The sequence below is a fragment of the Sphingomonas sp. CFBP 13733 genome, from assembly GCF_014841795.1.
Lineage (GTDB): Bacteria > Pseudomonadota > Alphaproteobacteria > Sphingomonadales > Sphingomonadaceae > Sphingomonas > Sphingomonas aerolata.
The window spans coordinates 594254-614895 of the sequence record NZ_JACYUP010000004.1 but is presented as its reverse complement, the minus strand read 5'-3'; the positions used below and the strand labels follow the sequence as shown (position 1 = coordinate 614895).

General features: G+C 66.8%; 20 protein-coding genes and 1 tRNA gene. 12 read left to right on the top strand and 9 right to left on the bottom strand.

All coding sequences use genetic code 11. The features are described 5' to 3' along the window. Window positions 1-30: 30 nt before the first annotated feature. Entirely contained in the window at window positions 31-711 is a 681-nt protein-coding gene (locus IFT71_RS15445; RefSeq protein WP_056406249.1) for an energy transducer TonB, read from the bottom strand. 254 nt (window positions 712-965) lie between these two features. Here IFT71_RS15445 and IFT71_RS15440 point away from each other — a divergent pair, with 254 nt between their 5' ends. Beyond that, window positions 966-1925 carry a hypothetical protein gene (locus IFT71_RS15440; RefSeq protein WP_244654947.1) on the top strand — a complete coding sequence of 320 codons (960 nt, stop codon included), beginning with the start codon at window positions 966-968 and terminating at the stop codon, window positions 1923-1925. 24 nt (window positions 1926-1949) lie between these two features. Here the strand turns inward: IFT71_RS15440 and IFT71_RS15435 are convergent, their stop codons facing one another. Both IFT71_RS15435 and IFT71_RS15430 read right to left on the bottom strand, forming a co-directional pair. Beyond that, a complete protein-coding gene (locus IFT71_RS15435) occupies window positions 1950-2240 on the bottom strand; it encodes a Rossmann fold domain-containing protein (protein WP_192141870.1) in 291 nt (96 codons plus the stop codon). A gap of 4 nt (window positions 2241-2244) precedes the next feature. Beyond that, window positions 2245-2616 (bottom strand): dihydroneopterin aldolase, encoded by a 372-nt coding sequence (locus IFT71_RS15430; protein WP_031395199.1) that lies wholly within the window; start codon window positions 2614-2616, stop codon window positions 2245-2247. A gap of 138 nt (window positions 2617-2754) precedes the next feature. Between IFT71_RS15430 and IFT71_RS15425 the strand changes: the two genes are divergently transcribed. The 4 genes from IFT71_RS15425 (at window position 2755) to IFT71_RS15410 (ending at window position 5708) form a co-directional block, all read left to right on the top strand. Beyond that, window positions 2755-3264, top strand: a complete 510-nt coding sequence (locus tag IFT71_RS15425) for a GNAT family N-acetyltransferase (RefSeq protein WP_192141869.1) — start codon at window positions 2755-2757, stop codon at window positions 3262-3264. 76 nt (window positions 3265-3340) lie between these two features. Next, the gene (locus IFT71_RS15420; RefSeq protein ID WP_166745974.1) at window positions 3341-3931 is read left to right on the top strand and encodes a DUF1285 domain-containing protein; all 591 of its coding nucleotides are present in this window, start codon (window positions 3341-3343) and stop codon (window positions 3929-3931) included. Then, window positions 3928-4524: a CoA pyrophosphatase gene (locus IFT71_RS15415; protein ID WP_031440742.1), complete on the top strand. Its 597-nt coding sequence runs from the start codon at window positions 3928-3930 to the stop codon at window positions 4522-4524. The genes IFT71_RS15420 and IFT71_RS15415 overlap by 4 nt, the downstream gene beginning before the upstream one ends. After that, window positions 4515-5708, top strand: a complete 1194-nt coding sequence (locus tag IFT71_RS15410; protein WP_192141867.1) for a CCA tRNA nucleotidyltransferase — start codon at window positions 4515-4517, stop codon at window positions 5706-5708. Before IFT71_RS15415 ends, IFT71_RS15410 begins: the two co-directional genes overlap by 10 nt. A 4-nt stretch (window positions 5709-5712) precedes the next feature. Here the strand turns inward: IFT71_RS15410 and IFT71_RS15405 are convergent, their stop codons facing one another. Both IFT71_RS15405 and parC read right to left on the bottom strand, forming a co-directional pair. Then, complete coding sequence (locus tag IFT71_RS15405) at window positions 5713-7389, bottom strand: putative bifunctional diguanylate cyclase/phosphodiesterase (RefSeq protein ID WP_037530078.1); 1677 nt, start codon at window positions 7387-7389, stop codon at window positions 5713-5715. 186 nt (window positions 7390-7575) lie between these two features. Continuing rightward, window positions 7576-9825 (bottom strand): DNA topoisomerase IV subunit A, encoded by a 2250-nt coding sequence (gene parC, locus IFT71_RS15400; RefSeq protein WP_192141865.1) that lies wholly within the window; start codon window positions 9823-9825, stop codon window positions 7576-7578. Between the two features lie 222 nt (window positions 9826-10047). Here parC and IFT71_RS15395 point away from each other — a divergent pair, with 222 nt between their 5' ends. The 6 genes from IFT71_RS15395 (at window position 10048) to purQ (ending at window position 15261) form a co-directional block, all read left to right on the top strand. Beyond that, complete coding sequence (locus IFT71_RS15395; RefSeq protein ID WP_192141863.1) at window positions 10048-10944, top strand: alpha/beta hydrolase; 897 nt, start codon at window positions 10048-10050, stop codon at window positions 10942-10944. A gap of 34 nt (window positions 10945-10978) precedes the next feature. Further along, window positions 10979-12193: a kynureninase gene (kynU, locus tag IFT71_RS15390; protein ID WP_192141861.1), complete on the top strand. Its 1215-nt coding sequence runs from the start codon at window positions 10979-10981 to the stop codon at window positions 12191-12193. A 140-nt stretch (window positions 12194-12333) separates the two neighbouring features. Next, window positions 12334-13437 carry an acyltransferase family protein gene (locus IFT71_RS15385; RefSeq protein WP_192141860.1) on the top strand — a complete coding sequence of 368 codons (1104 nt, stop codon included), beginning with the start codon at window positions 12334-12336 and terminating at the stop codon, window positions 13435-13437. A 148-nt stretch (window positions 13438-13585) separates the two neighbouring features. After that, complete coding sequence (purC, locus tag IFT71_RS15380; RefSeq protein WP_031396310.1) at window positions 13586-14365, top strand: phosphoribosylaminoimidazolesuccinocarboxamide synthase; 780 nt, start codon at window positions 13586-13588, stop codon at window positions 14363-14365. After that, complete coding sequence (purS, locus tag IFT71_RS15375; protein WP_031439802.1) at window positions 14366-14596, top strand: phosphoribosylformylglycinamidine synthase subunit PurS; 231 nt, start codon at window positions 14366-14368, stop codon at window positions 14594-14596. It abuts the gene before it with no gap. After that, window positions 14593-15261 carry a phosphoribosylformylglycinamidine synthase subunit PurQ gene (gene purQ, locus IFT71_RS15370; RefSeq protein WP_192141857.1) on the top strand — a complete coding sequence of 223 codons (669 nt, stop codon included), beginning with the start codon at window positions 14593-14595 and terminating at the stop codon, window positions 15259-15261. The genes purS and purQ overlap by 4 nt, the downstream gene beginning before the upstream one ends. A gap of 127 nt (window positions 15262-15388) precedes the next feature. Here the strand turns inward: purQ and IFT71_RS15365 are convergent, their stop codons facing one another. Further along, the gene (locus IFT71_RS15365) at window positions 15389-16090 is read right to left on the bottom strand and encodes a queuosine precursor transporter (protein ID WP_051916672.1); all 702 of its coding nucleotides are present in this window, start codon (window positions 16088-16090) and stop codon (window positions 15389-15391) included. A 106-nt stretch (window positions 16091-16196) separates the two neighbouring features. Here IFT71_RS15365 and IFT71_RS15360 point away from each other — a divergent pair. Next, a tRNA-Arg gene (locus IFT71_RS15360) sits at window positions 16197-16273 on the top strand. Window positions 16274-16279: 6 nt separating this feature from the next. Here IFT71_RS15360 and IFT71_RS15355 read toward each other — a convergent pair. The 3 genes from IFT71_RS15355 to guaA form a co-directional block, all read right to left on the bottom strand. Then, window positions 16280-16711, bottom strand: coding sequence for a c-type cytochrome (locus IFT71_RS15355; protein WP_192141855.1), 432 nt, complete (start codon window positions 16709-16711; stop codon window positions 16280-16282). 641 nt (window positions 16712-17352) lie between these two features. Beyond that, window positions 17353-18969, bottom strand: a complete 1617-nt coding sequence (locus IFT71_RS15350; protein ID WP_192141853.1) for a carboxylesterase/lipase family protein — start codon at window positions 18967-18969, stop codon at window positions 17353-17355. Between the two features lie 107 nt (window positions 18970-19076). Next, window positions 19077-20633: a glutamine-hydrolyzing GMP synthase gene (gene guaA / locus IFT71_RS15345; protein WP_192141851.1), complete on the bottom strand. Its 1557-nt coding sequence runs from the start codon at window positions 20631-20633 to the stop codon at window positions 19077-19079. Window positions 20634-20642: the final 9 nt, after the last annotated feature.

The window sequence follows — 20642 nt, the reverse complement described above, 5'->3', positions numbered from 1 at the left end:
TTCGTTGGTCTAAGTGCGCCGAGACGCAGATTAATTTTCCGGCAACGTCCACCGGATACGCTGCGTCGCACTCGAACGCATCGGGTTCCCGGCCTGATCGAGCGCCGGCGAGTAGCGACCACGTCGCGTCATCGCAGCACAGGCTGCCCGATCGAGAGCAGGCGAACCGCTCGACGACGTCACGGTGCAGTTCTCGACACGACCCTGGGCATTAATGTCCCAGCGCATCGCGACCGCACCCTGTTCGCCGGCACGGATCGCGCTCGGCGGATAGTCGTCCTGGCTCACCCACGTAGCCGGATTACCCTTGGCGCCCGCGGCCTTGCTGACCGTCGGTGCTGCTGGCGGGGCCGGCGGCGCTGGCGGCGCGGGAGGCGCCGGCGGTGCCGTTGGCTGGCTCAGCGGGATGATGTTCGACGTCGTGATCGCCGGAGCGGGCGACGGCGTAACAACGACCGGCGGCGGCACGACGACGGTGGTCGGCGGCGGCGGCAGGTTGGGCTGGTCAGGCGGCGGCGGCGGGGGCTCGTCGGGCGGAGGCGGCGGTGGCGGCGGCTCCACGTCGAACGTGTTTAACTTTTCGGTGGCCTTTTTCACGTATTGAAACGCGAGGCCGGTGACGAAAGCATAGCCCAAGGCAGCATGAATCAGCGCGACGATGACGATCGCGACGATTTTGCCTGAGGACATCTTCTGGTCAACATAGGCCATTCAGCAACGACACTCCCTTATTCTGTCTGCCTTCACGCAGTCGCGCATGGGGGCAGGCGCAACGCAAACGTGTGCCGTGAAGCAAAAATTCCACGCGGCAGTGCGCAATGTCTATCGCCACGCCATGCGACACGCAAACGCTTTGTCGGACGCAACAAACGTACAAGCGTATGATGGCAATTTTATTTCTGTAACGTTCATGCGCCATCGCGTAGCCCATGGCGATGATATCCCCACGTTCCATCCCACCGCTCATGACCCTCTTCGCCGTCATCGCCGCGGCCCCGATCGTTGCGCAAACGGCCCCCCCGCCGCAATCCGTGCCGACCGCGCCGCAGCAAAACAGCGCCGGCGACTCGACGACGCTGACCCCCGAACAGCTTGATCGGCAATGGGAAGGCGCGCGCGATGCAGCGCCCGCTGGAGCGGCTGGCGCGGAGCCGTCCCAGCCCGCGGCCGCCGACCAAGGCGCGGGCTATGCGGACCTTGCGGATCTCGTTCTCGCCGCGCCGGTGATCGCCGACGCGACGATTCGCTCGACCGCGCGCATCAAGGGCGCAGAGGCGGCGGACGTCGCACCCGGGCTCGTCCGTTTCTATGTCGAGGCCGACGTGACCGCGCTGATTCGCGGCAGTGGTGGTGTGGCCCCAAGACTAGGCTATCTGCTTGATGTCGCTCCGGATTCCAACGGTCGCCTGCCAAAGCTGAAAAAGGCGCGGGTGCTGCTGTTTGGACGTACCGCCGGAACGTCGACCGCCCAGATCCAGCTCGTCGCGCGCGACGCGCAACGCGACTGGACGCCCGCACTCGACGCGCAGGTCCGCCGCATCGCCCGTGAGGTGCTCGCCGCCGACGCGCCGCCCGTCATCACCGGGATCGGCAACGCCTTTCATGTGCCCGGCGCCCTGCCCGGCGAAGGCGAAACGCAGATCTTCCTGACCACTTCGGATCAGCGTCCCGTCTCGCTGTCGATCCTGCGGCGGCCCGGCGAGCAACCCCGCTGGGCGGTCGCGCTGAGCGAGATCGTCGACGAGGCCGCGGCCCCCCCGCCGCGTGGTTCGCTGTTGTGGTACCGGCTAGCCTGCGCGCTTCCCGCCGCGATGCCTGATCGCAGCGTCGCGTCGATGGCAGCCACCGATGCGGTAATCGCGCGTGAGGATTATCAGTTCGTTCTTCGTGCGCTCGGCCCCTGTGGACGAAGCCCGCGGCGCTGACCGGACCACCGAGCGAGGGTCCGCTCAGCGGATCTCGAGGATCTGGCCGGTCGTCGACGACGCCGTTTCGAGATAGCCGATCGCCGCCTCGACATCGGCGGCCCGCGCCCCATTATGGGACAGGATGGCGTTGATTCGCGTCACCGGCGCCGCCTCGATCGCAAGCGGCGCGATCGAGGCGCGGGCCTGGGCGGCAAAAAGCGAATCGCTGCTTTCGCGAATCACCACGACCAGGCTGTCGTCGGTGCCCAGTCGCGCGCGCGCATCGCGCACGCACGCCGCGATGTCGTCACGCTCGCTCAGGATCAGCCGCACGATCTCACCGACGATGTCGCACGAGCGTCACGCCGATCGCTTCGCCTGCTTCGGCGATCGCCAGCTTGACGATCTTCACCGCGACCCGCTGAACACGCGCGTCCTGCAGGAACAGCGTCTCGCAGATATGGTCGGCAACGGCCTCGATCAGCGTGAAATGCACGCCCGTCGGCAAGGCCGTGGTCGCGGCATGTTTCAGATCGAGATAGTTTTTCGACGCCGACAAGGGCGTGTCGGGATCGAACCGGCTCGGGCAGGTGAGATCGACGGTGAGCGAAATCCGCAGCGGCTGGGGCAGATGCGTCTCCTCCGAATAGATTCCGGTGAGCACCTGCACTTCCATGTCGTGCACTTCGAGCTGAAGACTGTCTTGCATCGCCGCGCTCTAGCAGAGCCGCGACCGTAGGGAAGGCCCGGGGCGGACGCGGCGCTACGCCGGTTCCGCTTGCGTTCGGCGACGTGCTGCGTAAAGCGCGCGGCCCCGGACGTTCCTGCGCCGGCGCTGGAGAAGCCGGTGTTCGAACTTGTCCCCTTGAACGCCGTCCCGCATGCCGAGGTCGAGGCGCTGCTCGACCGCGCGTTCGGGCAGGATCGTCATGGCCGGACCGCCTATATGATCCGCGGCGATGGAATAGCGATCCCGGCACTCAGCTTCGCCGCCGTGTCGGGCGACGTGCTGCTGGGCTCGATCCAGTGCTGGCCGATCGCACTCATGACCGCGCAGGCGGCGCTGCCGCTGGTGATGGTCGGCCCGGTCGCGGTCGCACCGGGGCATCAGGGCGACGGTATCGGCCGTGCACTCGTGGCGCGTGCGCTCGAGGTGGCCGCCGCGAGCGATCTGGGCGACGCGCTGATGCTGATCGGCGATCCGGACTATTATGGCCGGTTCTTCGGCTTTTCCCCCGAGCGCACAGCCGCGTGGCAGGCACCGGGTCCGGTCGAACGTCACCGGCTTCTTGCACTGGGCGGGGCCGTACCCGACGACGCTGGAATGCTCGGCCCGCGCCCAGGCGCAGCCGGCTGACGACGCCGCAGCGCGGCCTGGCGCTTCGCCTGCCGCGAGACTTTACGAGAGGCCATGCGCACCCTACCTCGCGCTCATGCCTATGGACCCCCTCCCCGATCTTGCCTCACTGAGCCTCGCCGAAATCGCCCGGCTCGCCGACGAGCAGAAACTGCCGCCGGTCGACAAATGGAATCCGTCGCATTGTGGCGACAGCGAAATGCGGATCGCGCGCGACGGGACCTGGTATCATCAGGGCACGCCGATCGGCCGCGAGACGATGGTCCGGCTCTTCTCGACGATCCTCCGGCGCGAGCCATCGGGCGGCTATGTCCTGGTTACCCCGGTCGAGAAGCTCGACATCGTCGTCGAGGACGTGCCGTTCGTTGCGGTCGAGGTAAAGATCGATGGCGAGGGTCCGGCGACCAGGCTGACCTTCCGGCTCAACACCGGCGACCTCGTAACCGCGGGCGCCGCGCACCCGATCCGTTTCGTCGAGGATGAAGACGGCCCGCGACCTTATCTGATGGTCCGTGGCGGGATGGAGGCGGTGGTCGCCCGGCCGGTCTATTACGAGCTCGCCGACCGCGCGATCGCGGGCGGCGAGTCGCCGGTCGGACTATGGAGCGACGGCCAGTTCTTCCCGCTCGAACCTGCCATGCCGTCGCCCGAAGACATCGCCGCGTGACGCTCGCCGATCGGCTGCGCAGCGCGCTGTCGCGGGGGGTCGAACCGGGCATGATCCTGCTGACCGGCGACCGTGACGACATCGATCTGCCGCCCGGCGATACGCTGCTGCCCGCGGCGGTGCTGATCGCGGTGACCGATCGTGCCGAACCCGGGGTGATCCTGACCCAGCGTACCGAGACGATGCGCAAGCATGCGGGCCAGATCGCCTTTCCCGGCGGCCGGATCGATCCCGGCGAGGATATCGTCACCGCCGCGCTGCGCGAGGCCGAGGAAGAAATCGCGTTGCCGCGCGAACGCGTGACCGTCATCGGCCAGGCCGATACCTATCGCACCGTCACCGGCTTCCAGGTGACGCCGGTGATCGGCGTCATTCCCCCCGACCTGGTGCTCCACCCGAGCGAGGCGGAGGTTGCAAACGTGTTCGAGGTTCCGCTCGAATTCCTGCTCGATTCGGGCAATCATGTCGAAGCCAGCGTCGAGTGGCAGGGTCATGAGCGGCATTATTACGAGATCATCTGGAACGACCGCCGCATCTGGGGCGCGACCGCTGCAATGATCGTCAATCTGAGGCGACGACTGCAATGGGCATGAGCCTTCCCGATGCCGCCTGGCGGACGCGCCCCGGCCTCGCCGCGCTGACCGCCGTGCTGGGCGGCGCGTCGGCGCAGTCGCGCTTCGTCGGCGGGGCGGTGCGCGACACCCTGCTCGGCTTGGCACCGGCCGATACCGGCGCGATCGACATCGACATCGCGACGAGCCTTCCTCCGCAGGAGGTGCTCGAACGGCTCGAGGATGCGCGGATCCGCGCGGTGCCGACCGGGCTCGCGCATGGCACGATCACCGCGATGACCGAGGGGGGAACCGTTGAGATCACGACGCTACGCCGCGACGTCGCGACCGATGGGCGGCATGCGACGATCGCTTATACCGATGACTGGCGCGAGGATGCGGCGCGCCGCGATTTCACGATCAACGCGCTCTATGCCGATCCCGTCAGCGGTGAGATCTTCGACTATTTCGGTGGCCTAGACGATCTGTCCGCAGGGCGCGTGCGCTTCATCGGCGATCCGTTGCAGCGGATTGCGGAGGATCATCTGCGAATCCTGCGCTTCTTCCGCTTTCATGCGCGGTTCGGGACCGAGATCGACGCTGCCGGGCTGGAGGCGTGCACCACCCGCGCGAACGATCTGATGGCGCTGTCCCGCGAGCGGATCGCCGCCGAACTGCTCAAGCTGCTCGTCGCGGCGCGCGCCGTTGCGGTGATCGCACTGATGGTCGAGCGCGGCATCTGGCGTGCGGTGCTGCCCGAGATCGACGCCGACGGGGTCGAGCGGCTGGCCGCGCTGGTCGATCACGAACATGCCGCCGGCATTGCGCCCGATCCGATCCGGCGTCTGGCCGCACTGATCCCCGCCCGCGACGGCGATGTGGTCGCTGCACGGCTGAAACTGTCGAACACCAATCGCAAACGCGTCGTCGCGGCGACGCAGGGGATTGGCGACGAAGGCCCGCGCGCCCTCGCCTATCGCCACGGCGTGGCTGGCGCGATCGACCGGTTGCTGATCGCAGGTGCGGACGTCGCGCCGATTGCCGACTGGTCGCCGCCGGCATTTCCGATCAACGGCGGCGCGCTGGTCGAACGGGGCCTGCGCAAGGGGCCCGACGTCGCCGCAATGCGCCGGCGGATCGAGACTCAGTGGATTGCGGAGGGCTTTCCCGATCAGGCCCGGGTCGATGCGATCGCGGACAAGGCGGTCACCGAAACGCTCGCCTGAGCCTTCAGGCCAGGATCGGGACCCGGCTGAAGATCGACTCGAACGCCTGAGCCGCCTCGAGCGGCCGCGCGAAGACATAGCCCTGGCCATAGGTGCATCCGAGCGCCGCGAGCGTCTGGGCCAAGTCGCCCGTCTCGATCCCCTCCGCGGTCGTCTGCATGTTAAGCGCCTGTGCGAGACTGAGGATCGCGCGGACGATCGACACCTTGTCGCGGTCCGCCAGCATCCCCGTCACAAAGCTCCGGTCGATCTTCAGCACATCGATCGGCAGTTTCTGGAGATAGGCGAGATTGGAATAACCGGTGCCGAAATCGTCCATGGCGAGCGTCGTACCGAGATCCTTCAGCGCGTGCATCGCCTGCGCGATCCGGTCCGGGTCGGACACGATCGCGCTTTCGGTCAATTCGAGCGTGAACCGATCGCCGCCGAGTCGCGAGCGAGACAGCGCCGACTCGACCACCGGCGCGATCGCGTCGCGCTGCAGCTGGATCGCGGACAGGTTCACCGCGACGCGAACGCCGCAATGCCCGCCGGCACGCACGTCCCACGCCGCCAGCGTCCGCGCCGCCGCATCGATCGCCCAGCGCCCCAGTGGAACGATCAGCCCCGATTCCTCGGCAACCGGAATGAACTGTGTCGGCGGGATCTCGCGACCATCCTCGTCGGTCCACCGCGCCAGCGCCTCGAACGCGACGATACGCCCGGTCGCAAGGTCGCAGATCGGCTGATAGGCGAGCCGCAGCCGGTCATTCTCGATCGCGCGACGCAGCGCGGTCTCCATGCCGAACTGTTCGCGGGCGATCACGAATTCCTGGCGCTGATAGCATTCGGTCCGACCCGTCGCCTTGCCGCGCTTCACCGCAAATTGCGCGTGGCGGATCATCTCGGCCGTGTCCCCGGTCTCGTCCCGGCCATAGGCGATGCCGATCGAGCATTCGACGCGGATCTCGTAATCGGTGAGGCGGAACGGCGCGATCAGCGCGCGCTGGATCCGGTCGGCGAGACGCAGTGCCTCTGCGGGATCCTCGTCGATCGTCATCAGCACCGCGAACTGCCCGCCGCCGACCCGCGCCAGCGTATCGCGCACCCGCAGCGCGCCCTTGATCCGCCGCGCGACGGTGATCAGCATCTCGTCGCCGACCAGCGATCCCAGGCACGCGTTCAGCCGCCCGAACCGGTCGATATCGATCGCCAGGACCGCGCGCGCGGCGTGATCCTCGACCGCCTCGACCAGATCCTCGAACCCTTCGCGGTTGAGCAGCCCGGTCAGGCTGTCGGTCGTCATCTCGCGCCGCATGCTGCGTTCGGTATGGATCTGCGAGGTCCGGTCAACGAAGCTCAGCGTGCACCGGTCGTGGATCGCTGCGCTGCTCCGCGCGATCGTCACGCGGTAATGCCGGCAATCGATTGTGTCGCCAAAGGCCCAGTCGAAGTCGAGTCGGGTCTGCGACGTCAGCAGAAAGGCGATGATCCGATCGCCCAGATCGGCGATCATCGGCGACCGCGTCGCGACGACGCCCAGCCCGGCGAGGCGATAGGCCCGGTTCATCGCGAACAGCTCGAGCCCACCGTTCTCGAGCGTCAGGTGGACCATCGGAATCGGGCTCAGCTCGAGGCCCCGCGCGACGAGTTCAGCCGAGACGGTTGCCGGTTGTTCGGCCTCGTGAAGAACCCATTCCATAGTCCTGCCTAACCCGGCTTCGTTAAGGCCGCGTGAAATTTACAAAAGACCCAAAACGAGTACGATTATTTCAACGCCGGTTCAGACAGCCCGGCACCAGTCCGCAACGACCCGGCCGCTGGCCCCCGGTTTACCCTAGAGCCAGATCGCGATGGTCAGCACGCATCGCCATAGCATAGACGAATTTCAGCCGAATCGGTTGTCGCGGGGAAAACCTGTGGGGGGCATCCGCCCGGCCGCGCCGCGCGCCGTACGCCACGGCCCCAGATCCGCCTCGGTCCGCGTGCGCTTGGTCTCGCCGCCCATCGCCCAGCTCAAGCCGTTGGCGAACACAAAGGTGATCGCATCCGCCAGCCCGCCATCGCGGTAACGCTGGAGCTGTACCCCCTGCCCGCGATTCATCTCGACCAGCTCGTTGATCGGGAACACCAGCAGCTTGCGGTTGTCGCCGATCGCCGCGACATAATCGTCCGCGGGGTCGACCGGGCGGACCAGCTTCACCTTCTCGCCGATCCGCGGCGTCATCACCGTCTTGCCCTTGCGCGTCTCCGCGATCACGTCCGCCGCGGTCGCGATGAACGCGCGGCCATCGGTCGCCGCCACCATCAGCTTGGCCTGCCGCGCCGCAGGCAAGAGCGCGACGATCCCGACGCTGCCGTCGAGGTCGATCATCGCGCGTACCGGCTCGCCAAAGCCGCGCCCGCCCGGCAGCTTGTCGGCCGCCAGCGTGAAGAACCGCCCATTCTCCGCCGCCAGCAGCAGCTTGTCCGTCGTCTGCGCGTGGAAGGCGAAGGCGGGGCCGTCGCCCTCCTTGAACTTCAGCGCCTCGGGGCTGGCCAGATCATTGTGCCCGCGCATCGCCCGGATCCAGCCGCGCTGCGACAGGATCACCGTGATTGGCTCGCGTTCGATCATCGCCTCGAGCGGAATGTCGCGGGTCGGGGCGGCCTCCTCGATCGTGGTGCGCCGCTTGCCGAGCAGCGTCTCGGCGCCATAGCGGTCGCGGATCTTGCGCAGGTCCGCCTTCATCCGCTTCTTCTGCAGCTTGGGATCGGCGAGCAACGCGGTCAGCGTCGCCTGTTCCTTGTCGAGCTTGTCGCGCTCGGTCTTGATCTCGAACTCTTCGAGCCGGCGAAGCGACCGCAGCCGCATGTTCAGGATCGCCTCCGCCTGACGATCGGTCAGGTTGAACTCGGCGATCATCACCTTTTTCGGCTCGTCCTCGGTGCGGATGATCTCGATCACGCGGTCGAGATTGAGATAGGCGATCAGATAGCCGTCGAGCAGCTCGATCCGGTCCGCGATCTTCTCCAGCCGGTGCTGGGTCCGCCGGGTCAGCACCACGAACTGATGCTCGACCCAGGCCGCCAGCGCCTCGCGCAGCGACATCACGCGCGGCGTGCGATCCTTGTCGAGCACGTTGAGGTTTAGGCTCACCCGCGTCTCGAGATCGGTCAGCCGGAACAGCCCGTCCATCAGCACCTGCGGATCGACCGTCCGGCTGCGCGGCTCCAGCACGATGCGGATCTCGGCATCCGATTCGTCGCGCACGTCCGCCAGGATCGGGAGGCGCTTGGCGTTGATCAGGTCGGCGATCTGCTCGATCAGCTTGCCCTTCTGTACGCCGTACGGGATCTCGGACACGATCAGCGTCCACATCCCGCCCTTTTCACGCTCGATCTCCCAACGCGCACGTACCCGGAACCCGCCGCGCCCGGTGGCGTAGGATTCGCGGATCACCGCGGGCGGATCGACGACCAGCCCGCCGGTCGGAAAGTCCGGCCCCGTCACATGCGCCAGGATCGCGTCATTGTCGGCATCGGGCTGATCGACCAGCAGGATCGCCGCCTCGATCAGCTCGGCGGCGTTGTGCGGCGGGATGCTCGTCGCCATCCCGACCGCGATCCCGCTCGCGCCATTGGCGAGCAGGTTGGGGAACATGCCGGGGAACAGCTCGGGCTCCTCGTCCTCGCCATTATAGGTCGGGCGAAGATTGGCCGCATCCTCGTCGAGCCCCTCCATCAGGTCGACCGCAACCTGAGTCAGCCGTGCCTCGGTATAGCGGTAGGCGGCGGCATTATCCCCGTCGATATTGCCGAAATTGCCCTGCCCGTCGACCAGCGGATAGCGCAGCGAGAAGGTCTGCGCGAGACGGACCATCGCGTCATAGACCGACTGGTCGCCATGCGGATGATATTTGCCGATCACGTCGCCGACGACGCGCGCGCATTTCTTGTAGCCCTGGCTCGGATCGAGCTTCAGCAGCCGCATCGCCCAGAGCAGCCGCCGGTGCACCGGCTTCATCCCGTCGCGCACATCGGGCAACGACCGCGCGGTGATCGTCGAGAGCGCATAGACGAGATACCGCTCGCTCAGCGCGCTGTCGAAGGGGGCGTCGACGATGGAATCGAAGGGATCTTTGAAATCGGTGACCATAGTTGCCTTGTGGATAGCAAGCGCGGCCCAAAGGTTCCACTGTTGTTCTCACCACCCCGACCAGAACGCCCTGTCCTCATCCGCTGCCCGTCACCCTGAAGAACGTCAGGACCCACGAGCCAAGCCTCCCACCGATATTGCGTCCACCCGCGACGTCCGCCACCGTCAGACCATGACCGCTTCTGCGTTCGTCACCTGCTCCCCGAAAGGCCCCGCAACCCCATGATCCGCCTTGCCTTTCTCGCGCTCGCCGCCATCTCCACACCGGTGATCGCCGGACCGCCCGCACCCAAGCTCCTGACCTGGCCCGACCTCGTCAAACGGCCGAAGCCGAGCCCAGACGCGACCATCGCCTATGGCCCGGACCAGATGCAGAAGGTCGATGTCTGGCGCCCGAAGGGCAAAGGCCCCTTCCCGGTCGTGGTGATGGTGCATGGCGGCTGCTGGACGACGAGCATCGCCGACCGCAGCCTGATGAACTGGGTTGCGGACGATCTGCGCAAGGACGGCATCGCGGTCTGGAACATCGATTATCGCGGCGTCGACCGCGCCGGCGGAGGTTATCCGGGGAGCTTCGAGGACGCGGCGAAGGCGACCGACGCGCTCACTGCGAACGCGGCGACCTTCAGTCTCGACACGCGCCGCATCGTCGCGATCGGCCATTCCGCCGGTGGCCATCTCGCGCTCTGGCTCGCCGCCCGCGCGAAGCTTCCTGCTGCCAGCCCGCTTCATAGCAGCGCGCCGCTGCACATCGACCATGTCATCAGCCTCGGCGGCCTGCCCGATCTTGAGGCGACGGCGGCCACCCCCGCCAATGGCTGCGGCACGGAGGTCGTCGCCAAGCTCGTCGGCATGCCCAGCGCGGCCCGCGGGGACGTGTACGCCGACACCTCGGTGCCGCGCCTTCTCCCGCTCGGCATAGTGCAGGACCTCGTCAACGGTCGCGAGGACCGGATCATCCCCTTCCCCTTCGCCACCGACTATGTCGCCAAGGCAAAAACCGCAGGCGACACCGCCCTCCTCCACACCATCCCGGCAACCGGCCATGTCGAACTCGTCGCACCCGAGACAGCGGCCTGGGCGGAGGCGAAACGGCTGATCGCGGCTGCCCTGAAATGACCGTGAACCCGCCCGTATCTACAAAGGCCCGACCATGACCCTCGACGAAGCCCGCGCACTCGACGCCGCCGATCCTCTGGCAGCGTACCGGGCGCAGTTCGCGCTGCCGGAAGGCGTCATCTATCTCGACGGCAATTCACTCGGCGCGCTCCCCACGGCGACGCCCGCCGCGCTCGCCGACGTCGCGACCCGGCAATGGGGCGACCGGCTGATCCGCAGCTGGAACGAGGGCTGGATCGACGCGCCGCAGCGGATCGGCGCGAAGATCGCCCCGCTGATCGGCGCCGCCGCCGACGAGGTGATCATCGGCGACACGACCTCGACGCATCTGTTCAAGGCGCTCGTCGCGGCGTTGCGCGCCAACCCCGACCGCCACACGGTGCTGAGCGAGGCCGGCAATTTCCCGACCGACCTCCACATCGCCGAGGGCGCGGTCGCCTGCATCCCCGGCGCCCGGCTGAAGGTGGTCGCGCGCGCGGATCTCGCAGAGGCGCTGGACGAGGACACCGCGGTGCTGCTGCTCACCCATGTCCACTACAAGACCGGCGAGCGCTTCGACATGACCGCGTGGACCGCCCGCGCCCACGATGCCGGCGCGCTGATGCTCTGGGACCTCAGCCACAGCGTCGGCGCGGTGCCGATCGACCTGAACGGCGCCGACGCCGATCTGGCGGTCGGCTGCACGTACAAATACCTCAACGGCGGCCCCGGCGCGCCCGCCTTTATCTATGTCGCGACGCGCTGGCAGGACAGGCTCGCCAGCCCGCTGTCCGGCTGGATGGGCCACGCCGCGCCCTTCGCGTTCGAGGACGCCTATCGCCCCGCGCCGGGGATGAAGCGCTGGCTCGCGGGCACCCCCGCGATGCTGTCGACCGCCGCGCTCGAAACCGCGCTCGATCTCTGGGCCGACATCGACCAGCACGCCGTCGCCGCCAAAAGCGCCCGTCTGTTCGACATCCTCGCCGCCGCCGGTGACGCGCTCGGCCTCGACTGCGTCAGTCCGCGCGATCCCGCCCAGCGCGGCAGCCATATCAGCTTCCGCCACCCCCATGCGCATGCGATCACGCAGGCGCTCATCGCGCACGGCGTCATCGGCGACTTCCGCGACCCCGACATCCTCCGCCTCGGCCTGACCCCGCTCTATCTCAGTCATGAAGACGTCTGGTGCGCGGGCGAGGTGCTGAAAAAGATCGTCGAAACGGGAGAGTGGCAGAATCCGCAGTATTCGGAACGACTTGCCGTTACCTGAGAATAGAAGCCTTAGCTGACGGCCAAGAGTTGTAAAATAACGCTGCTTTGTATCCTACGAACCAACACTGACTTTCATTACATGATCTGTTAGCCGATAGGCGCGGCGCATGGGGAGCGTCGCGCCGTGGGGGCGTAGCAGTGACAATCAAACAGTCGGATCATGTCGAATTATACGGCATTCAGATGCTGCGTGCGATCGCGGCGCTGGCCGTCGTCGTCCATCACACGCTGGAGGAGTCGGGGGGTGCGATCGGAAAGTTCAGCCCCGACTGGCTGACGACATCGGGCGCATCGGGCGTCGACATATTCTTCGTCATCAGCGGCTTCATCATGTTTCACGTCACGTTCAGGGATCGCCGCGGCCCGCCGACACCCGGGACCTTCCTGTTCCGCCGCGCCACCCGCATCTACCCCTTCTACTGGTTGTGCTGCCTCGCCGTGCTGACGATCTCGGCGATGGGATTCCTAGCTTCCAACCATTATCCCGCACGGACGATCGCCGGCGCGCTGATGCTGCTGCCGGGCAATGCGCTGCTCGGAACCGCGTGGACGCTCGTCTATGAAATGTATTTCTACCTTCTCTTCGCGGCCACGCTCTGGGCGCGCTCGGCGACGCTATCGGTGATCGCGACGATCGCGGCGATCCTGTGCCTGCAGGTCGCGGGATCGCTGATGCCTCCGACCGCCACCGCCAAGTTTCTAGCGAGCCCGCTATCGCTCGAATTCTGCTTCGGCCTCGTCCTTGGATATGGCTATGCCGCCTGGACACGCCGCGACCGGGCCTGGCCCGTGCCGCCCGTCATGGCACTTGTCGCAATGGCGGTCATGGCCGTCGTGCCGCTGTTCGTCGCGCACGACGCCACCACCAGCCTGCCCGAACTGCCGCGCATCGCGGCGTGGGGCCTGCCCGCAGTCGTCGTCGTCGCCAGCGTCTTGACGATCGGTGCACCACGCAACGCGGTTGCGCGGTTCCTCGTCCTGCTCGGCGACGCCTCCTATGCGCTGTATCTCACCCACGCCTTCGTGATGATGGGCTATGGATGGCTGGTGAAGATCCCCGCGGTCAGCCGACTGCCGCAGCAACCCGTCGTGGTCCTGATCGTCATCATCGCGATCATCATCGGCCTGCTCGCCCATCTGCTGGTCGAGAAACCGCTGCTCGGTCCCGTTCGCCGACTGACCCCGGCCCGCCCCGCCCGGGCGGCGCCGGTGGACCAGCCGCTTCCCGAAGTCGCGGGATAGCATCGACAGCCCTGCATTCCGTTCACACCGGTACGCCGATCCGATTGCACCGCCCGCGCCCTTCGCCTATAGGCGCGGCCTATTCCGGCCTCGGCTCCGCGAAGATTATCGTGGGGGTCGGGGCCGCTCAATTTTCAGGGGACCGCGCATGGCTCGCCGCCGCCAGATCTACGAAGGCAAGGCCAAGATCCTCTACGAGGGTCCCGAACCCGGCACGCTGATCCAGTATTTCAAGGACGACGCGACCGCGTTCAATGCCCAGAAAAAGGGCACGATCAACGGCAAGGGCGTTCTCAACAACCGGATTTCCGAGCACATCTTCACGCTGCTCGATCATATCGGCGTGCCGACGCACTTCATCCGCCGGCTCAACATGCGCGAGCAGCTGATCCGCCAGGTCGAGATCGTCCCGATCGAGGTCGTCGTGCGCAACGTCGCCGCGGGTTCGATCTCGAAGCGTCTCGGGATCGAGGAGGGCACCAAGCTGCCCCGCACGATCATCGAATATTACTATAAGGACGATGCGCTCGGCGATCCAATGATCTCCGACGAGCATATCGCCGCGTTCGGCTGGGCGAGCCAGGAGGAGATGCACGACATCGCCGACCTCGCGATCCGCGTGAACGATTTCCTGTGCGGGCTGTTCGCCGGCGTCGGCATCCGCCTCGTCGACTTCAAGCTCGAATTCGGCCGCATCTTCGACAACGACTATGGCCGCATCATCCTCGCGGACGAGATCAGCCCCGATGGCTGCCGTCTGTGGGACATGGAAACCAACGAGAAGATGGACAAGGACCGCTTCCGCCGCGATCTCGGCGGCGAAGTCGAGGCCTATCAGGAGGTTGCACGCCGTCTTGGCCTGCTGCCCGAAGGCGGCGACAATTCGGTCCTCGACCTCGAAAAGCATCGCAAGAACCGGGGCAAGTAAATGAAACTCAAGGTTTTCGTGACACTCAAGCCCGGCGTGCTCGACCCGCAGGGCCGCGCCATCCACCACGCGCTCGGCAGCCTCGGCTTCGACGGCGTGCAGGACGTCCGCCAGGGCAAGCTGATCGAGCTGGAGGTCGCCGACGATACCGACGACGCGACGATCGACGGCATGTGCCGCAAGCTGCTCGCCAATACGGTGATCGAGAATTACCGGGTCGAGAAGGCATGAAGACCGCGGTCATCGTCTTCCCCGGCTCCAACTGCGACCGCGACATCGCCGTCGCGCTGGAAACGGTGACCGGCGTCAAGCCGACCATGGTCTGGCACGGCGATGCCGACCTGCCGGGCGATGTCGGGCTGGTCGCGGTGCCCGGCGGCTTCTCCTACGGCGATTACCTGCGCTCGGGCGCGATCGCCGCACGCTCGCCGATCATGCGCGCGGTCGTCGAGCAGGCGGGCAAGGGCCTACCCGTGCTCGGCATCTGCAACGGCTTTCAGGTTCTGACCGAGGCGGGGCTCCTGCCCGGCGCGCTGATGCGCAACCAGGGGCTGAACTTCGTTTGCCGTGACGTCGCGCTGACTGTCGAGACGTCCTCGAGCCGCTTCACGTCTGGCTATAGCGCTGGCGAACGCGTCTCCTTCCCGGTCGCGCATCATGACGGCAATTACTTCGCCGACACAGAGACGCTCGACCGCCTCGAAGGCGAAGGCCGCGTCGCCTTCCGCTATGCCGAGAGCGTCAACGGATCGGTGCGCAACATCGCTGGCCTGCTCAACGACAAGGGCAACGTGCTCGGCATGATGCCGCACCCCGAACGCCGGATCGAAGCGGCGCATGGCGGCACGGATGGCCGACGGCTGTTCGAAGGTCTGATGGAAGCCGTCAGCGCTTAATCGGGTTCGTCACCCTACCCCACCCCATCCGTTTGCCATGAGCGAAGTCGAAGGGCCTGAGACCCAGGTGCTTCGACTTCGCCCAGCACGAACGGGTGGGGGCGGAAGCGGATCGCATGCGACAGGCTCAAACCCGCGTCCGGAACGGCGAGAAGTCCGTCCCCTCGTCATACACATCGACCCCCTCGCGCCGCTTGAGCCACCCCACCGCGACATAGGTTAGCGGCGTCAGCAGCACCTCCCACGACACCTTCAGCGCGAACTGGCTGACCATCACCATCAGCATCGCCTCGACCGGCCAGTCGGGCGCGCCGTAAAAGGCCAGTGGATAGAAGATCAGGCTGTCGAACGCCTGCCCTACCACCGTGCTCCCGATCGTCCGCGTCCACAGCATGCGCCCCTTGGTCCAGATCTTCATCCGCGCGAGCACGAAGCTGTTGGCGAACTCGCCCACCCAGAACGCGCAGATCGAGGCCAGCACGATCCGCGGCACCTGTCCGAACACCGACTCATACGCCGCCTGCCCCGTCCACCCCGCGTCCGGCGGCAGCGCGACGACCACCGTCGACATGAACACCATGAACAGCATCGCGCCGAACCCGGCCCAGATGCAGCGGCGCGCACGCGCATAGCCGTAGACTTCGGTCAGCACGTCGCCGATCACATAGCTGACCGGAAAGAACAGGATCCCCGCGCCGAACGGCCAGGCACCGATGAACGGCAGGTCGATCACCGCCCGCTTGCCCGCGCCGATGACGTTGGACAGCAGGAGGATCGTGACGAATGCCGCCATCACGAAATCGAAATAGCGGAACTGTTCACTGCGCATGGCAGTGGCCGCCACCGGCTCGGGCGCGTCGGGATCCACGATATTCATCGCGTCGTTATGATGACGGTTCCAAGCTCGTGCAATGCACGCTAATCGGAACGCGTGCGCGCCCGTAGCTCAGTTGGATAGAGCAAGGAGCTTCTACCTCCTCGGTCGGGGGTTCGACTCCCTCCGGGCGCGCCAATTTCCCTAACGGTCTCGGCGATAGGTCGCGAGATAGGCGATCACGTCGGCGCGCTGCTGCGCACCGGACAGACCGGCAAAGCGCATCGTCGTCCCCGGCACCAGGCCCTGCGGTGCCCGGAGCCACGCATCGAGCCGCGCCGCATCCCAGCGCCCGCCCATTGCCTGCAACGCCGCGGTATAGGCAAATCGCGGCCGGCGTTGCGCGACCGGGCCGTCGACCACGTCGTAGAGATTGGGACCGTCGGTATCGGGCGCGTCCGCACCGATCGTGTGGCAGGCCTTGCACTGAACGAACACGCGCGCACCCGCCACGGGGTCACCGGTCAGCGTCCCGACCACCACGCGGCGTTCCACGGCGGCGGCATCCCGGCCATCGCCCGTCTGCTGGCATGCGCCGACGAGCATCACCCCCAGTGTCACCCCGATCCTCCGCATGCCTTCGCTCCGATACCACCGGCCCGCCCTAACGGCTGCATCCCCCGCCTAGCGCAGATTTTCGGGCGAAACGAGGCAGCGGCGTGACGAGCGGTGCTGTCAAGTTTTGCCGCCGGTGCTAGCTTGTCGTCAGCGACGCAGTGCCGATACGGCATCGCGTCCTCGGCGCCCCGCCCGGATACGAGAGTGTCGCACGGACGGGCGGGGCGCCCCGTTCATTTTCAATTCACGACTGCTTGGCATAAGCCATGGGCAGAGGCGTTGCCGAGTATCGCGTAACCTTCAGCGCCCCGCCAGTTTTCAGTCACACGGGCCGGCGGGGCGCGCAGCACCATCCCTCCCCGCTTTGTCGGCATCGTTCGGTGCAGACCGCACATAGCGCATTCGGGTTCGCCGAATCGCAATTCGATCTCCAGGTTTGTCCCGCAATCGGTCGGCACAACTTCCTTTCAAAAGTCTTGATACATCGCGGCATTCCGCCCATATCCGATCTGTCCGACGCGCTTCCCCAAGACAGCAGCGTCGGCGCTGGACTGCGGCCCGCACGAGTTATCCCCTTTTCTCGAGCGGGCCGATTCCCTCAGAAAGCGACAGAAGACACGAACGCACGAACTATGTGCGTGAGCGCTGCGCGGCGTGCCTCAGCGCCGTTCGGGGCCTGCTGCCACGGCGTCGGCGGCCGCCTGTACCGCGTCCAGCCGGGCCTTGAGCGGATCCACGCCGTTGATCGCACTCGCATCGGCCTGCAGTAGCTGCAGTGTGCCCCGGCGTGTGTCGAAGGCCGGCCAGCGCGGTAGTCCCGGCGCGTTGGGATCGCCCTTGCGCACGAAGTTTACGACATAACGGTTGGCGAGCTGCGCGGCGCGGGCATCCTGCGGGGTCAGCGCCGCGCCGTATTTCGCCGCAACCGTGTCGAAGAAATACGGGATGTCCGTGGCATGCGGCGCACCCGACCAGTCCTTGCGCATCGATTGCGCGACATAACCGAAGCGATAGAGATAGGCGGGCTGCCCCGCGCGCTGCGTCTCCTGCGCGACGAGCCGCGCGGGTTCGTGCATCAGGCGGTCGCGTCCTACCTCGGGACCGACCGCGGCAAGTTCCTGCGCGCCCGCGGGATCATAGGCGGCGCGGGCGGCGTCGGCCTGCGCACCGAAGCTGGCGAACAGCCCCTGCTTGGACGTCTCGCCAAAGCCCGCGATATCCGCATCGGTGGTCCCGACCATCATCGGCACCGCTATCGCGGTCCCCCGCCGCATCGCTCCGTCGGTCGTGCCGACCACGACGCGGCCATCGACGATCGGTCCGCCGGCATAGGTCGGCACATTCACCGGGCCCCGATAGGCAAGGTTCAACTCGCCGCGCACCTGCTCGGCGGGCAAGGCGCGAAGCGACGCGAGCGTTTCCGCATCAGATCGTCCCGTAATGCCCTGGGCCGTCGCAAAGTTGACGCCGATCGTCTCGGCCGAAGGCCTGCCGCCCGCCTCACCGCGAAGCGGCACGCCACCGATCAATGTCCGCCCGCCGCCCGACATCACGATCGCCCGCGCGAACAGCCCCTTCGCCATCGGTGACGCCATCAAGTTCAAAACCGAAGCGCCCCCTGCCGATTCACCCATCAGCGTGACCTGCGCCGGATCGCCCCCGAATTTTGCGATGTTCGCCCGCACCCATTGCAACGCCGCAATCTGGTCGAGCAGCGCATAGTTGCCGAGCGGTCCCTCGTTCGCCGCGCTCAGCGCGGGATGCGCGAAAAAGCCGAACCGTCCGAGCCGGTAGTTGAAGCTGACGAACACGACGTCCTGCCGTGCGAACGCCGACCCGTCATAGACCGCAGGCGACGACCCGCCATTCACGAACCCGCCGCCATAGATCCAGACCAGCACGGGTTTAGGCGCCGCTGACGCCGCCGGACGCCAGACGTTGAGGACGAGACAATCCTCCGCCGGCGTCGTGCCGAGCGGCGCCGCATCGCTCGGAAAGGGCAGTTGCATGCAGTCATGCCCGAAACGGTCCGCGGCGCGCACGCCCGACCATTTCTGCACCGGCTGCGGCGCCCACCAGCGCAAGGGGCCGACCGGCGGCGCTGCAAAGGCTATGCCCTTGAAGACCGCGACGCCTGCGGCCGTCGTGCCGGTCACCGACCCGCCCTCGACCTTGACCGGGGGCGTCACGCCCTGCGCCGCGCCTGTGCCCGGGACCATCGCGGCAACACACGTCATCGCGATCGCCAGCGTCGTCGACGCCCTCTGCATGTTCATCACCGCTCTCCCCCGGTCCTGCTTGTCTACGAGGGAATGGAACACCCGCGCCCATCCTGCAATCGGGGAAACCGCTCAGGCGAAGAGGCGCACGCCGCCCATGGGGCTCACTCCCACTCGATCGTGCCGGGCGGCTTCGACGTATAGTCGTAGGTGACGCGGTTGATGCCCTTGACCTCGTTGATGATCCGGGTCGCCACGCGCGGCAGGAAGTCGCCGGGGAACTGGAACGCCTGCGCGGTCATCCCGTCGGTCGAGGTCACGGCGCGCAGGGCGAGGACGTTGTCGTAGGTGCGGCCGTCGCCCATCACGCCGACACTGCGCACGGGCAGCAGCACCGCGAACGCCTGCCAGATCGTGTCGTAGAGCCCCGCCGCGCGGATCTCCTCAAGATAGATCGCATCCGCCTTGCGCAGGATGTCGCAGCGTTCCTTGGTGACTTCGCCGGGGATGCGGATCGCGAGGCCGGGTCCGGGGAACGGGTGACGCCCGACGAAGATCTCGGGCAGACCCAATTCGCGACCAAGCGCGCGGACCTCGTCCTTGAACAGTTCGCGCAAGGGCTCGACGAGCTTCATGTTCATCCGCTCGGGCAGACCGCCGACATTGTGGTGGCTCTTGATCGTTACCGACGGCCCGCCGGTGAAGCTGACGCTCTCGATCACGTCGGGATAGAGCGTACCCTGAGCCAGGAACTCCGCCCCGCCCAGCTTCTTGGCCTCGGCATCGAACACGTCGATGAACGTCTTGCCGATGAACTTGCGCTTCAGCTCGGGGTCGGTGATCCCGGCGAGACCGCTGAGGAACAGCTCCTCGACGTTCACATGGATCAGCGGGATGTTGTAGGCGCCGCGGAACAGGCTGACGACCTGCTCGCTCTCGCCCGCGCGCATCAGGCCGTGGTCGACATAGACGCAGGTGAGCTGCTCGCCGATCGCCTCATGGATCAGAACTGCCGCCACCGCCGAATCGACGCCGCCCGACAGGCCGCAGATGACCCGGCCGCTACCGACCTGCGCGCGGATCTCGGCGATCTTGGTCTCGCGGAACTCGGCCATCGTCCAGTCGCCGCTCAGCCCGCAGACGTGCCGCGCGAAATTGGCGATCAGCTTGCCGCCATCGGGCGTGTGAACGACCTCGGGGTGGAACTGCACGCCGTAGAAGCGCCGCGCCTCGTCGGCGACGATCGCATAGGGGGCACCGGTCGACACCGCGACGGGGGTGAAGCCCGGCGGGATCGCGTCGACCTTGTCGCCATGGCTCATCCAGACCTGGTGCCGCTCACCCTCGGCCCACAGCCCGTCGAACAGCGCGCAAGGCGCCTTCACCTCGACGAACGCGCTGCCGAATTCGCCGCCGTCACCCGAGACGATCACGTTGCCGCCGAGCTGTGCGGACATGACCTGCTGGCCGTAACAGATGCCGAGGATCGGGATCCCCGCCTCGAAGAAATGCTGCGGCACCCGGGGGCTGTTCTCGGTCGTGACCGAGGCGGGACCACCCGACAGGATGATCCCCTTTGGCTGCATCCGTTCGAACGCGGCCGCGGCGGACTGGAAGGGGGCGATCTCGCTATAGACGCCCGCCTCGCGCACGCGGCGGGCGATCAGCTGGGTTACCTGGCTGCCGAAATCGACGATGAGAATGCTGTCTGGGTGCTCCATGTCGGGCGC

Excerpts from the sequence above, each read along its gene's own strand:
- parC (WP_192141865.1), bottom strand. The coding sequence starts at position 9,825 with ATGGTCACCGATTTCAAAGATCCCTTCGATTCCATCGTCGACGCCCCC.
- purS (WP_031439802.1), top strand. The coding sequence starts at position 14,366 with ATGAAACTCAAGGTTTTCGTGACACTCAAGCCCGGCGTGCTCGACCCG.
- kynU (WP_192141861.1), top strand. The coding sequence starts at position 10,979 with ATGACCCTCGACGAAGCCCGCGCACTCGACGCCGCCGATCCTCTGGCA.
- IFT71_RS15395 (WP_192141863.1), top strand. The coding sequence starts at position 10,048 with ATGATCCGCCTTGCCTTTCTCGCGCTCGCCGCCATCTCCACACCGGTG.
- guaA (WP_192141851.1), bottom strand. The coding sequence starts at position 20,633 with ATGGAGCACCCAGACAGCATTCTCATCGTCGATTTCGGCAGCCAGGTA.
- IFT71_RS15420 (WP_166745974.1), top strand. The coding sequence starts at position 3,341 with ATGCCTATGGACCCCCTCCCCGATCTTGCCTCACTGAGCCTCGCCGAA.
- IFT71_RS15430 (WP_031395199.1), bottom strand. The coding sequence starts at position 2,616 with ATGCAAGACAGTCTTCAGCTCGAAGTGCACGACATGGAAGTGCAGGTG.
- IFT71_RS15440 (WP_244654947.1), top strand. The coding sequence starts at position 966 with ATGACCCTCTTCGCCGTCATCGCCGCGGCCCCGATCGTTGCGCAAACG.
- purC (WP_031396310.1), top strand. The coding sequence starts at position 13,586 with ATGGCTCGCCGCCGCCAGATCTACGAAGGCAAGGCCAAGATCCTCTAC.
- IFT71_RS15350 (WP_192141853.1), bottom strand. The coding sequence starts at position 18,969 with ATGAACATGCAGAGGGCGTCGACGACGCTGGCGATCGCGATGACGTGT.
- purQ (WP_192141857.1), top strand. The coding sequence starts at position 14,593 with ATGAAGACCGCGGTCATCGTCTTCCCCGGCTCCAACTGCGACCGCGAC.
- IFT71_RS15410 (WP_192141867.1), top strand. The coding sequence starts at position 4,515 with ATGGGCATGAGCCTTCCCGATGCCGCCTGGCGGACGCGCCCCGGCCTC.
- IFT71_RS15365 (WP_051916672.1), bottom strand. The coding sequence starts at position 16,090 with ATGCGCAGTGAACAGTTCCGCTATTTCGATTTCGTGATGGCGGCATTC.
- IFT71_RS15355 (WP_192141855.1), bottom strand. The coding sequence starts at position 16,711 with ATGCGGAGGATCGGGGTGACACTGGGGGTGATGCTCGTCGGCGCATGC.
- IFT71_RS15445 (WP_056406249.1), bottom strand. The coding sequence starts at position 711 with ATGGCCTATGTTGACCAGAAGATGTCCTCAGGCAAAATCGTCGCGATC.
- IFT71_RS15405 (WP_037530078.1), bottom strand. The coding sequence starts at position 7,389 with ATGGAATGGGTTCTTCACGAGGCCGAACAACCGGCAACCGTCTCGGCT.